Origin of the sequence: Micromonospora sp. PLK6-60 (assembly GCF_019890675.1) — a bacterium.
Classification (GTDB): domain Bacteria; phylum Actinomycetota; class Actinomycetes; order Mycobacteriales; family Micromonosporaceae; genus Micromonospora.
Genome location: NZ_JAIOAA010000012.1, coordinates 1 through 12,584 on the forward strand (window position 1 = coordinate 1; position 12,584 = coordinate 12,584).

A 12,584-nucleotide genomic window follows, 5' to 3' on the forward strand; every position below is an offset into this window, starting at 1 on the left:
GCGGTCGTCGCGGTTGAGCAGCAGCGCCCCACCGATCAGGATGGCCGCGCCGAGCAGCACCGCGCGGAAGGCGTCGGTGACGATGTAGCCGAAGGTCGCCGCGACCAGGATGCCGAGCACGATCACGGTCACCGGGGACATGCTGGACCGGCCGCGGCCCAGCATCGACTCGATCGGGGAGGCGCTGTCGCCCTCACCCGGAATGATCAGCCAGGCGGCGACGTACACGAGGACGCCGATGCCGCCGAAGAAACCGAGGACGGCGATGATCACCCGCCAGAGCACCGGGTCGGTGTTGGTGGCCCGGCCGATCGCCGCGCAGACACCGGCCAGGTAGCGGCCGTCGCGCGGGCGGACCAGGCCGTACCGCGAGGTGAAGCCGGCGCCGGGCGGGGCGTACCCGCCGGGTGGCACCTGGTGGCCGGCGGCGCTCGCGCCCGGCGTGCCCGGCCAGTCGCCGGCCGGCAGCGGGTCGGCCGGGCCCCCGCCCGGTGGTGGGGCCGCGGCGCCGGTGGGGCCCGGCGCGGGTTCCGGCGGGTCGGCAGGGGTGGCCGCCGGCGGTGGTGGCGGTGGCCCGTCCGGTGGCGCCGCCCCGGGCAGGGGCGGGCGGGCGGCTTCCTCGGTCATGCCTCGATCCTGCTGCGCGGCGTGCCCGAGCGTCCTCCGGAACCGACCCTGACGCCACCCTGAGATCCCCGACCCGCGAATGTCCGGGGCGTCCCCGTGGTCCTCGCCGGCCAGCGCGTGTGACGATCGGTACCGGCGCCACCACCGGTGGACGCCGCCGCACCGCCACCCCGAACCCGGGAGCCTCCGATCAGCACGGTCAGCCAGCCACCCCGCCTCTACCGGGCGCCCGAGCACCGGATGGCGGCCGGCGTCGCCGCCGGCATCGCCGAGCATCTCGGCATCTCGGTGCTGCGGGTACGGGTCGCCTTCATGGTCCTGCTCGGGCTGAGCGGGCTGGGCCTGCTGCTCTACGCGGCCTTCTGGGCGGTGGTCCCGTTGCGCCCCGGCGAGCACGCCGCCCCGGCCCGCCGGGACATCGCCGAGCTGCTGCCGTTCGTGGCCATCGGGCTGGGTGTGCTGCTGGTCCAGGTGCTGGTCTTCGACTCGGTGGGCGCGGCCGGCACGGCCGGCTGGCTGGTCGCGATCATCGCGGTCGGCGCGGGGGTGATCTGGCACCAGTCCGCGCCGGAGCGGCGCCGGCAGTGGGGCGAGTCGATGCCGGTGCCGTGGCTGGGCGCGGTGGTGGAGGAGAGCGACCGGCGGGCCTTCGTGCTCCGGTTCATCGGCGGCGGCGTGCTGGTGGCGGTCGGCATCATCGGCGTGGTCGCCGTCTACTCGCCGGTGCAGAACTTCGACGCGGTGATCAACGGCGTGATCTTCGCGCTGGTCGGCCTGGCCGGCGTCGGGGTGGTGGCGGCACCGGTGCTGTGGCGGACCTGGAACCAGTTGCGCTCCGAGCGCGAGGGGCGCATCCGCGAGCAGGAACGCGCCGAGCTGGCGGCGATGGTGCACGACCAGGTGCTGCACACCCTCGCGTTGATCCAGCGCAACGCGGCCGACGTGAAGACCGTGCAGCGGTTGGCCCGGGGTCAGGAACGGTCGCTGCGCAACTGGCTCTACCGCCCGACCGCCTCGCCCACCGAGCGGTTCGCGGCGGCCCTGGAGCAGGCCGCGGCCGAGGTCGAGGACACCTTCGCGATCACCGTCGAGGCGGTGGTGGTCGGCGACCGGGAGACCGACGAGCGGGTCGGCGCGCTGATCGCCGCGGCCCGCGAGGCGCTGGTCAACGCGGCCCGGCACGCCGAGGTACGCACGGTCTCGCTCTACGCCGAGGTCGAGCCGGAGCAGGTGAGCGTGTTCGTCCGGGACCGGGGCAAGGGCTTCGACCTCGATACGGTGGAGGATCGCCGGCACGGGGTGCGTGGTTCGATCCTGGGCCGGATGAAGCGGCACGGCGGCCGGGCGGAGATCCGTTCCGGGCCGGGCGAGGGGACCGAGGTCCGGTTGATCCTGCCGATCACCGGCAACGGCGGCACAGCGGAGAGGGACAGATGACCATGGCCGAGCAGACTGCGGTACCGGACGAGGGCGCGGGCACGCCGGCCGGGCGCCTGCGGGTCTTCCTCGTCGACGACCACGCGATGTTCCGCGCCGGGGTCCGGGCGGAACTGGGCGGCCACGTCGACGTGGTGGGGGAGGCGAGCACGGTGACCGAGGCGGTCAGCCGGATCGCCGCGACCACGCCGGACGTGGTGCTGCTGGACGTGCACATGCCCGACGGGGGCGGCCGGGCCGTGCTGGAGGCGATGCGGCGTACCCACCCGCAGGTGCGGTTCCTGGCGTTGAGCGTCTCGGACGCGGCGGAGGACGTGATCGGGTTGATCCGGGCCGGGGCCCGGGGCTACGTCACCAAGACCATCTCGCCGGACGAGCTGACCGACGCGATCCGCCGGGTGGCCGACGGGGACGCCGTGTTCAGCCCGCGGCTGGCCGGGTTCGTGCTGGACGCCTTCGCCGCCCGGCCGGACGCGCCGGTGGCCGACCCCGAGCTGGACCAGCTCACCAACCGCGAGCGCGAGGTGCTGCGGCTGCTGGCCCGGGGGTACGCGTACAAGGAGATCGCCAAGGAGCTCTTCATCTCGATCAAGACGGTGGAGACACACGTGTCGAACGTGCTGCGCAAGCTCCAGATGTCCAACCGCTACGAGCTCTCCCGCTGGGCGGCGGACCGCCGCCTGGTCTGAAACCGGGGGGGTGCCCCAGCGGTCGCCGTCGATCTGATCGTTATCGGTCGGGCGGGGCGGCGGATTTCCCGACCGTCGGGTAACCTCGGACGGCCGGCCCAGCACCCCGGCTGCCCGGTCGAGCCGCCCATCGTCCGGACGGACAAAATCGGCCATCGAGTGGCTGACCCACGGCGGCTCAACGGGCTGGTGAGCGGCTGGGTGGTTTTCGCCCCACCGGCCCGCTCATGCCCGACTCCACGCCGTGTCTTTCCTGCTCAGACCGGTACGACCGCCTCGTTTCGTGATCTTTTCTCAGGTATCGGTGGCATGGCGGGCAACTAACGTCTTGATAACGGCACCTTCACGGAAGCGACCGGTCGGTGTCACAGTGGCAAGCACCTCACCCCCGGGTGAGGCACTCCGTACGGCAGCCGTGGACCATGGGACCCACCCCGAGGTGCGATTCCGTGGCCGTCTACCGTGCGGCGGTGCCGATGCCGAGGGGTGCTGGAAGCCCGGCGGATCGGTACATCAGGGGTGTCCCGATTTCACTGCGGTAGCCGGTGGTCCTTCGGGGCGCCGGCGGTGTCACCCCCCAAAGACGTGCGTGAAACCCACGACGGAACCAGGTCAGAAAGAGGAGGCCCCTCGGAATGAGAGTCTCGAAGCGGGCGAGCGCGGTCGCGCTGGGCGCGGCATTCGCGCTCATCGCGTCCGGCTGCTCGAGCGGCGGCAACGAAGGCGGCGAGGGCGGCAACAGCTCCGACGGCGCCGTCACCATCCACGGCGTCCAGCCGGAGAACCCCCTGGTGCCGGCGAACACCACCGAGACCGGTGGTGGCAAGATCATCGACGACCTGTGGACCGGCCTGGTCGAGTACCCGAACAACGGCGGCGCCCCGCAGAACGCGGTCGCCGAGTCGATCGAAACCACCGACTCCAAGGTCTTCAAGATCAAGATCAAGGAGAACACGAAGTTCCACGACGGCACCGTCGTCAAGGCCAAGAACTTCGTCGACGCCTGGAACTGGGCGGCCTACTCGCCCAACGGCGCGCAGAACGCCTCCTTCTTCGCCGACATCGACGGCTTCGCCGATGTCAACAAGGAGGACCCGGACGGCCCGGACGGCCCGCAGAAGGCCCCCGAGCCGACCGCCGACAAGATGTCCGGCCTGAAGGTCGTCGACGACTGGAACTTCGAGGTCACGCTCGCCGCGCCGACCGCCGTGTTCCCGACCAAGCTCGGCTACAGCGCCTTCATGCCGCTGCCGGACGCGTTCTTCTCGCAGAAGGCCGAGGACTTCGGCAAGAAGCCGATCGGTAACGGCCCGGTGAAGTTCGTGTCGTGGGAGGACGACGTCGCGATCAAGCTGACTCGCTTCGACGACTACAGCCTGCGCGACAAGATGAAGGTCAAGGACGTCACCGTCAAGCTGTACCAGGACGAGAACGCGGCCTACAACGACCTGCTCTCGGGCAACCTGGACTTCCTGGAGTCGATCCCGGTCTCCGCGCTGGCCGGTGACAAGTGGAAGTCCGACCTGGGCGACCGCGCGATGAACACCACCACGCCGACGACCGCCTTCATCGCCTTCCCGTTCTACGACAAGCGGTTCCAGAACCCGAAGCTGCGCAAGGCCGTCTCGCTGGCGATCGACCGGCAGGAGATCTCCGACAAGATCTTCTTCGGCACCCGTAAGCCGGCCGACAGCTGGGCCAACCCGCTCACCCCGGGCGCCAAGCCGGGCAACTGCACCGTCTGCAAGTTCGACGCCGCGCAGGCCAAGCAGCTGCTCACCGAGGCCGGTGGCTTCCAGGGCGAGATGGTCTTCTACTACAACGCCGACTCCAGCCACAAGGAGTGGATGGACGCGGTGGCGCAGCAGGTCAAGACCAACCTGGGCATCAACGCTCGCGCCGAGGGCATGCCGACCTTCGCGGTGTTCCGCGCGGCCGTCAACGCCCACAAGATGAAGGGCCCGTACCGCGCGGCCTGGCAGCAGGACTACCCGGACGTGGAGAACTGGGTGAACCCGCTCTTCGTCAAGGGCGGTTCCTCGAACGACGGTCTCTACAGCAACCCCGAGGTGGACCGGCTGGCCAAGGAGGCCAGTGGCGCGCCGAGCCTGGAGGCTTCGCACGAGAAGTTCGCCGAGGCCGTCGCGCTCGTCGACCAGGACGTTCCGTCCCTGCCGATCTACTTCTACGGCCTGCAGTCCGGCCACTCGGAGAAGATCAAGAAGATGGAGCTGAACAACGTGGGTGAGGCTGACATCACCACGATCGAGCTCTGATCAGCACCACGGTTTGACCCCCGGGTCGGGCTCGCCACCTCCGGTGAGCCCGACCTGGGGCCGTTCCGCGAGAGGGTGTAGCTTCCCTCGCGTTCGTCGCCACCCCGCGCGTTCGACGCCATCCCTGTCGGCCGCCCGACGCGCCCCCTTGTCAGGAGGACCACCCCATGGGCCGTTATCTGCTGAGACGGCTACTGCAACTCGTACCGGTCTTCATCGGTACGACGTTCATGATCTACTGGCTCGTCTGGTCGGTGCCGGGAGACCCCTTCGCCGGCAAGTGCGGCGAGCGGCGGTGTCCGGACACCTACATCGCGTTCATGACCGAGAAGTACCAGCTCGACCAGCCGGTATGGGTGCAGTATGCGACCTACATGAAGAACCTGCTCCAGGGGGACTTCGGCACGAAGTTCAGCGGCCAGTCGATCAACGACATCATCCTGACGTCGTACCCGAACACCCTCAAGCTGGCCCTGGTTGCCCTGGGCATCGAAGCGGTCATCGGTCTCGGCGCCGGTGTGCTGACCGGTCTGCGGCGCAACGGCTTCCTGGACAACCTGGTCCTGATCTCCACGCTGTTCCTCATCGCGCTGCCGATCTTCGTCATCGGCTTCGTCACCCAGTGGCTGTTCGGCGTCAAGTGGGGCATCGTCACCCCCACCGTGTCCAGCGAGATGCGGTTCTCGGAACTGATCCTGCCCGGCTTCGTGCTCGGCAGCGTCTCGATGGCGTACATCGCCCGGGTGGCGCGGACCAGCATCGCCGAGAACCGGCGGGGTGACTACGTACGCACCGCGATCGCCAAGGGCCTGCCCATGCGGCGGGTGGTCGGCGTGCACCTGCTGCGGAACTCGCTGATCCCGGTGGTGACCCTGCTCGGCACCGACCTCGGCGCCCTGATGGGCGGTGCGATCGTGACCGAGGGCATCTTCGGCATCAACGGCATCGGCCGGCAGGTCTACCGAGCGATCCTCACCAAGGAGAGCGCTACCGTTGTCTCCATCGTGGTGGTCCTCGTGCTGGTCTACCTGCTGATGAACCTGCTGGTCGACCTGCTCTACGCCGCCCTGGACCCGAGGATTCGTTATGAGTGACCCGAGCACCGCTTCGATCGTCAGCACCCCCCGCATCGAGGAGCCGGCGCAGACCGGCGCGCCGGCCAACGCCGGCCTGCCGGAGAGCGACCGCAGGAACAAGCCGCGCGGCCTGCTCGGCGACGCCTGGCGGGACCTGCGCCGCAAGCCGCTGTTCTGGATCTCGGCGACGTTCATCCTGATCTTCCTGGTGATGGCGGCCTTCCCGCAGCTGTTCACCTCGGGGGACGCGGTCAACGGCGCGCTGTCCCGCAGCCGGGTGGAGCCGTCGGCCGACGCCTGGTTCGGCTACGACGTGCAGGGCCGGGACGTGTACGCCCGGGTGATCTACGGTGCCCGCGCCTCGATCGTGGTGGCCGTCATCTCCGTGATCGGCACCCTGCTCATCGGCGGCACCATGGGCATCATCGCCGGTTACCGCGGCGGCTGGGTCGACGCGCTGCTGAGCCGGATCGCCGACGTCTTCTTCGGCCTGCCGTTCGTGCTCGGCGCGATCGTCATCCTGACCACCTTCAACGGCTCCGGCACCAGCAACAGCGAGTGGAAGATCATGGGGCTGGTCATCATGTCCCTGGTCGTGCTGAGCTGGCCGGTCGTGATGCGGCTGATGCGCTCCTCGGTGCTGGCCACCAAGGAGGCCGACTACATCGTCGCGGCCCGCGCGCTCGGTGCCGGCACCGGTCGGATCGTCCTCAAGCACCTGCTGCCGAACTGCCTGGCGCCGCTGCTGGTCTACGGCACGATCATGGTCGGCTCGTTCATCGGCGCGGAGGCGACGCTCTCCTTCCTGGGCGTCGGGCTGAAGAGCCCGGTCGTCTCCTGGGGCATCATGATCAGCGAGGCGCAGAACTACATCCGGGTCTCGCCGTTCCTGCTGTTCTTCCCCGCGCTGTTCCTCGTCGTCGCCGTGCTCAGCTTCGTGATGCTCGGCGAGGCGGTCCGCGAGGCCCTCGACCCGAAGCTCCGATAGGGGAGAACTGAAGTGTCCGACATTCTCGTCTCCGAGCAGTCCGCACCGGGCGCCGGCTCCGGCCGGCCCGCCGGCCGCCTGCTCGAGGTGGAAGACCTGCGGGTCGAGTTCCGCACCCGGGACGGCGTCGCCAAGGTCATCAACGGGGTCACCTACCACGTCGACGCGGGGGAGACCCTCGCCGTGCTCGGCGAGTCCGGTTCCGGCAAGAGCGTCACCGCGCAGACCATCATGGGCATCCTGGACACCCCGCCCGGGTTCGTCACCGGCGGCCAGGTCCGCTTCCACGGCAAGGACATGCTCAAGATGTCCGGCGAGGAGCGGCGGCGGATCCGTGGTGAAGGCATTGCGATGATCTTCCAGGACTCGCTCTCCGCCCTCAACCCGGTTTTCACCGTCGGCTTCCAGGTCGCCGAGCAGTTCCGCATCCGGCGCGGCCTGAGCCGCTCGGACGCCAAGAAGCGCGCGATCGAGATGCTCGACCAGGTGAAGATCCCCAACGCCAAGGGTCGGTACAGCAACTACCCGCACCAGTTCTCCGGCGGCATGCGGCAGCGCGCGATGATCGCGATGTCGCTGGCGCTCGACCCGGAGGTGCTGATCGCGGACGAGCCGACCACCGCGCTGGACGTGACCGTGCAGGCCCAGATCATGGACCTGCTCGGCGAGCTCCAGCGGGAGCGGCAGATGGGCATGATCCTGATCACCCACGACCTCGGCGTGGTCGCCGACGTCGCGGACCGGATCGCGGTCATGTACGCCGGCCGGATCGTCGAGGAAGCCGACGTGTACGAGCTGTACGGCAAGCCGGGACACCCGTACACCCTCGGCCTGCTCAACTCGATCCCGCGGATGGACGAGAAGGGTCAGGAGCTCCGCACCATCAAGGGGCTGCCGCCGAACCTGATGAACATCCCGCCGGGCTGCCCGTTCAACCCGCGCTGCCCGATGGCGCAGCCGGTGTGCCGGGAGAAGGTGCCCCCGCTGCTGCAGATCGGTGCCAGCCGGGCCAGCGCCTGCCACTTCGCCGAGGAGCTCGTGAGCCGTGACTGAGAACATCATCGAGGTTCGTGACCTGGTCAAGCACTACCCCGTCACCCGCGGTGTGGTGTTCAAGAAGACCGTCGGTCACGTCAAGGCGGTGGACGGCGTCTCCTTCGAGCTGAAGGCCGGCGAGACGCTCGGTGTCGTGGGCGAGTCCGGCTGCGGCAAGTCGACGCTGGCCCGGGTCCTGATGAACCTGGAAGCGCCGACCGCCGGTCAGGTGCTCTACAAGGGGCAGGACATCTCCAAGCTGCGGGGCGGCGCGCTGCGCCGGCTGCGGCGGCAGATCCAGCTGGTGATGCAGGACCCGTACACCTCGCTGAACCCGCGGATGACCGTCGGCGACCTGATCGGCGAGCCGTTCGAGATCCACCCGGACGTGGCGCCGAGGGGCAGCCGGCGGGCCAAGGTCCAGGAGCTGCTCGACCTGGTCGGCCTGAACCCGGAGCACATCAACCGGTACCCGCACCAGTTCTCCGGCGGTCAGCGGCAGCGCATCGGCATCGCCCGGGCGCTCGCCCTGCGGCCCGAGGTCATCGTCTGCGACGAGCCGGTGTCGGCGCTGGACGTGTCCATCCAGGCGCAGGTGATGAACCTGCTGGAGAAGCTCCAGGCGGAGTTCGGCCTGTCGTACGTGTTCATCGCGCACGACCTGTCCGTGGTGCGCCACCTCTCCGACCGGGTCGCCGTGATGTACCTCGGCAAGATGGTGGAGATCGGCACCGAGGACGAGATCTACGAGCGGCCGACCCACCCGTACACCCAGGCGCTGCTGTCGGCGGTGCCGGTGCCGGACCCGACGCTGCGGGACAACAAGGCGATCATCCGGCTCACCGGTGACGTCCCCTCCCCGATCAGCCCGCCCTCGGGCTGCCGGTTCCGCACCCGGTGCTGGAAGGCGCAGGACGTCTGCGCCCAGGAGGTGCCGCTGCTGGAGATCCGGCGCGGCTCGGACCACCCGAGCGCGTGCCACTTCGCGGAGCAGCGGGAGATCGTCCCCACCCACGAGGTGTGATCCATCCGGACCGCCTGCCGGCGTCAGCGTGACGCCGGCAGGCGGTTCGCCGTATCCGGGGCCCGGCCGCCGGGCCGCCCCCGCTCGTCCTCGACCGTCCCGGGTGCCTGTCGGGAGCACCGGTCGGTCGGCGCGGCCGGACATACGGCACGTCGGGTCATCAGCCAGCCCGGGATGGCCGGACATGCGGCATGCCGGCGCCGCGGCCCGGCCCGGGTCCACGCGGGCGGGGTCGGGCGGTGCGGGTCCGGGTCGGGGCGGTTCAGAGGGGGCCGCGGCCGGCCCGCAGCAGCAACAGGGCGAGCTGGGTGCCGTCGGCCCCCAGGGCCGCCCGGAACCGCTCCAGGATCTGCCGCTCGCGGGAGAGCACCAGCCGGGTGCCGCCGGAGGCCATCCGGGTGGCGCCGACCTCCTGGGAGAGGGCGGCCCGCTCCTGCCACAGCGCGATGATGCTGCTGTCGATCTCGTCGATCCGTTCCCGGATGGCGACGATCCGCTCGGCGGCGGCCGAGTCGTCGGTGCCGGTCGCCTTCGTGCCGCTCACCTCGGCGCCGGCCGGGCCGGCGGCGTCGGTGCCGTCCGCCGGTCGGGCGTCGGTGGGCTGGTCACCGGTCGCTGCCGGCACGCCGCCGCTGCACTCCGCCACGTCTGTCATCATCGCCGTACTCCTCGCCGCATTCGGGCCGGGCGCCGGGAACCGGGACCAAAAAGCCCCGGGCTCCTGGGGAGCCCGGGGCTTTTCGTAGGTCTGGTTGATCAGGCGCGACCCACGGCTGCCGGACTCCCGGTGCCGTAGTAAAAGTAGAAGCGCTGATCGAACACGCCGTCGAGTATGCCGGCCGGCCGGCGGGCCCCGCAAGGATTCCGCCAATTCGTGGGACGCCGGCGGCCGTCCGGGCCCGGCGGTGGCGCCGTGCGGCCGGGTTTCACCGGGGCTGGGCCCGTCGGCGCGTACGCGGGCGGGAAGTGTCCGCCCGGCGGCATAGACTCGCCGTGCGATGCATCCTCTCTTCGACATCCCCGCGTCCCCGCCCGCGTCCGAGCCCGCCCGCCCCGCGCCGCACCGGCCCGGGCCGGGCCGCGGCCAGCTCGACCCGCAGCAGCTGGTCGAGGGCCTCAACGGGCCCCAGCGGGACGCGGTGACCCACGCCGGTTCCCCGCTGCTGATCGTGGCCGGCGCCGGCTCCGGCAAGACCCGGGTGCTCACCCACCGGATCGCCTACCTGCTCGCCGCGCGGGACGTGCATCCCGGCGAGATCATCGCGATCACCTTCACCAACAAGGCGGCCGGCGAGATGAAGGAGCGGGTGGCCCATCTGGTCGGCCCGCGCGCCCGGCTGATGTGGGTGTCGACGTTCCACTCCGCCTGCGTGCGGATCCTGCGCGCCGAGCACGACCACGCCGGGCTGAAGTCGACCTTCTCGATCTACGACGCGGACGACTCGCGCCGGCTGATGCAGCTGGTGACCCGCGAGCTGGACCTGGACCCGAAGCGCTACCCGGCCCGCGGGCTGGCCGCCCAGGTCTCCAACCTGAAGAACGAGCTGATCGACCCGGAGACCTTCGCCGCCGGGGCCAAGGGGCCCAACGAGCGGGCGCTCGCCGAGGCCTACACGCTCTACCAGCGGCGGCTGCGCGAGGCGCACGCGCTGGACTTCGACGACCTGATCATGACGACGGTGCACCTGTTCCAGTCGCACCCGCACGTCGCGGAGACCTACCGCCGCCGGTTCCGGCACGTGCTGGTGGACGAATACCAGGACACCAACCACGCCCAGTACGTGCTGATCAAGGAGCTGGTCGCCGGCACCGAGGGGCTGGCGCCGGCGGAGCTGTGCGTGGTCGGTGACGCCGACCAGTCGATCTACGCGTTCCGGGGCGCGACCATCCGCAACATCCTGGAGTTCGAGCGGGACTTCACCGACGCCCGGACGATCCTGCTGGAGCAGAACTACCGCTCCACCCAGACCATCCTCAACGCGGCGAACGCGGTGATCGACCGGAACACCTCCCGCAAGCCGAAGCGGCTGTGGAGCGACGCCGGGGCCGGCGAGCGGATCGTCGGCTACGTCGCCGACACCGAGCACGCCGAGGCGGACTGGGTGGGTCGGGAGGTCGACCGGCTGGTCGACGCCGGCGAGACCCGCCCCGGCGACGTGGCGGTCTTCTATCGCACCAACGCCCAGTCCCGGGTCTTCGAGGAGGTGTTCATCCGGGCCGGCCTGCCCTACAAGGTGGTCGGCGGGGTGCGCTTCTACGAGCGCAAGGAGGTCCGCGACGCGCTGGCCTACCTGCGCGCGGTGGTCAACGACGACGACACGGTGAGCCTGCGCCGCATCCTCAACACGCCCCGCCGGGGCATCGGGGAGCGGGCCGAGGCGTGCGTCGAGGCGCTGTCCAGCCGGGACCGGGTCTCCTTCGGCGCCGCGCTGCGCCGGGCCAAGGACGCGCCGGGCATCTCCAGCCGGGCGGCGAACGGCATCGGCGACTTCGTCGCCCTGCTCGACGGCGCCCGCGAGCTGGCCGAGACCGGCACCCCGGAGGAGGTGCTGGAGGCGGTGCTGACCCGCTCCGGTTACCTCACCGAGCTGGAGGAGAGCCTGGACCCGCAGGACGCCGGCCGGGTGGACAACCTCCAGGAACTGGTAAGCGTCGCCCGGGAGTACACCGAGCGGGTCGAGGCGCTCGGCGAGGAGGGGGAGCGGGCCACCCTGGCCGGCTTCCTGGAGCAGGTGGCGCTGGTCGCCGACGCCGACCAGATTCCCAGCGACGACCCGGACCACCAGGGCGTGGTCACCCTGATGACGCTGCACACGGCCAAGGGCCTGGAGTTCCCGGTGGTCTTCCTGACCGGCCTGGAGGACGGCGTCTTCCCGCATCTGCGCTCACTGGGCGACACCCGCGAGCTGGAGGAGGAGCGCCGGCTGGCGTACGTGGGCATCACCCGGGCCCGGGAGCGGCTCTACCTGTCCCGGGCGGTGACCCGCTCGGCCTGGGGGCAGCCGGCCTACAACCCGCCGTCGCGGTTCCTGGAGGAACTGCCGCCGGAGCTGGTCCGCTGGGAGCGCACCGAGGGGTCGTACACCTCCTGGGCCGGCGGTGGCGGCGGCGTCGGCGGCCGCGCCGACCGACCGGGCGGCTTCGCCGGGGGTACGCCGAAGGCGGCCCAGCTGGCCCGCAAGCTCGGCGTGGACGGCAGCCGGCTGACCACCGCCAGCGAGCTGCCGCAGGCACCGAAGGTGTCGGCGGGGGACCGGGTCAACCACCAGCGGTACGGCCTGGGCCGGGTGCTGGCCGTCGAGGGGCACGGTCCGGGTGCGCGGGCGCAGATCGACTTCGGTGACCAGACCATGTGGCTGGTGCTCCGGCACGCGCCGATCGACAAGCTCTGAGCGATGGTGACGGGCTCGGCCTCCGCTGCCCCGCGAGGGC

At 70.7% G+C, this 12,584-nt stretch carries 10 protein-coding genes; 8 read left to right on the forward strand and 2 right to left on the reverse strand.

The window, feature by feature from the left end; translation table 11 throughout:
* The coding region (locus tag K7640_RS21025) for a PspC domain-containing protein (RefSeq protein WP_222956592.1) at positions 1-627 on the reverse strand (627 nt) is incomplete at its 3' end.
* A 240-nt stretch (positions 628-867) separates the two neighbouring features.
* Here K7640_RS21025 and K7640_RS21030 point away from each other — a divergent pair.
* From K7640_RS21030 to K7640_RS21060, 7 genes are all read left to right on the forward strand, one after another.
* Positions 868-2,064, forward strand: coding sequence for a PspC domain-containing protein (locus K7640_RS21030; RefSeq protein ID WP_374198109.1), 1,197 nt, complete (start codon positions 868-870; stop codon positions 2,062-2,064).
* Between the two features lie 2 nt (positions 2,065-2,066).
* Positions 2,067-2,753 carry a response regulator transcription factor gene (locus K7640_RS21035; RefSeq protein ID WP_222956594.1) on the forward strand — a complete coding sequence of 229 codons (687 nt, stop codon included), beginning with the start codon at positions 2,067-2,069 and terminating at the stop codon, positions 2,751-2,753.
* Positions 2,754-3,388: 635 nt separating this feature from the next.
* Positions 3,389-5,029 (forward strand): ABC transporter substrate-binding protein, encoded by a 1,641-nt coding sequence (locus K7640_RS21040; protein WP_222956595.1) that lies wholly within the window; start codon positions 3,389-3,391, stop codon positions 5,027-5,029.
* 167 nt (positions 5,030-5,196) lie between these two features.
* The gene (locus tag K7640_RS21045; protein WP_222956596.1) at positions 5,197-6,123 is read left to right on the forward strand and encodes an ABC transporter permease; all 927 of its coding nucleotides are present in this window, start codon (positions 5,197-5,199) and stop codon (positions 6,121-6,123) included.
* Complete coding sequence (locus K7640_RS21050) at positions 6,116-7,093, forward strand: ABC transporter permease (RefSeq protein ID WP_222956597.1); 978 nt, start codon at positions 6,116-6,118, stop codon at positions 7,091-7,093. The genes K7640_RS21045 and K7640_RS21050 overlap by 8 nt, the downstream gene beginning before the upstream one ends.
* A 12-nt stretch (positions 7,094-7,105) precedes the next feature.
* A complete protein-coding gene (locus tag K7640_RS21055) occupies positions 7,106-8,146 on the forward strand; it encodes an ABC transporter ATP-binding protein (protein WP_374198108.1) in 1,041 nt (346 codons plus the stop codon).
* Positions 8,139-9,152, forward strand: a complete 1,014-nt coding sequence (locus tag K7640_RS21060) for an ABC transporter ATP-binding protein (protein WP_222956598.1) — start codon at positions 8,139-8,141, stop codon at positions 9,150-9,152. Before K7640_RS21055 ends, K7640_RS21060 begins: the two co-directional genes overlap by 8 nt.
* A gap of 262 nt (positions 9,153-9,414) precedes the next feature.
* Here K7640_RS21060 and K7640_RS21065 read toward each other — a convergent pair whose 3' ends face one another.
* Positions 9,415-9,810: a chorismate mutase gene (locus K7640_RS21065; RefSeq protein WP_222956599.1), complete on the reverse strand. Its 396-nt coding sequence runs from the start codon at positions 9,808-9,810 to the stop codon at positions 9,415-9,417.
* A gap of 340 nt (positions 9,811-10,150) precedes the next feature.
* Between K7640_RS21065 and pcrA the strand changes: the two genes are divergently transcribed.
* Positions 10,151-12,544: a DNA helicase PcrA gene (gene pcrA / locus K7640_RS21070; protein WP_222956600.1), complete on the forward strand. Its 2,394-nt coding sequence runs from the start codon at positions 10,151-10,153 to the stop codon at positions 12,542-12,544.
* The last annotated feature ends 40 nt before the right edge of the window (positions 12,545-12,584 follow it).

What these genes read in the sequence shown, in the direction of transcription:
- K7640_RS21030 (WP_374198109.1), top strand. Translation starts at nt 868, where the DNA reads ATGGCGGCCGGCGTCGCCGCCGGCATCGCCGAGCATCTCGGCATCTCG.
- K7640_RS21035 (WP_222956594.1), top strand. Translation starts at nt 2,067, where the DNA reads ATGGCCGAGCAGACTGCGGTACCGGACGAGGGCGCGGGCACGCCGGCC.
- K7640_RS21040 (WP_222956595.1), top strand. Translation starts at nt 3,389, where the DNA reads ATGAGAGTCTCGAAGCGGGCGAGCGCGGTCGCGCTGGGCGCGGCATTC.
- K7640_RS21045 (WP_222956596.1), top strand. Translation starts at nt 5,197, where the DNA reads ATGGGCCGTTATCTGCTGAGACGGCTACTGCAACTCGTACCGGTCTTC.
- K7640_RS21050 (WP_222956597.1), top strand. Translation starts at nt 6,116, where the DNA reads ATGAGTGACCCGAGCACCGCTTCGATCGTCAGCACCCCCCGCATCGAG.
- K7640_RS21065 (WP_222956599.1), bottom strand. Translation starts at nt 9,810, where the DNA reads ATGATGACAGACGTGGCGGAGTGCAGCGGCGGCGTGCCGGCAGCGACC.
- pcrA (WP_222956600.1), top strand. Translation starts at nt 10,151, where the DNA reads ATGCATCCTCTCTTCGACATCCCCGCGTCCCCGCCCGCGTCCGAGCCC.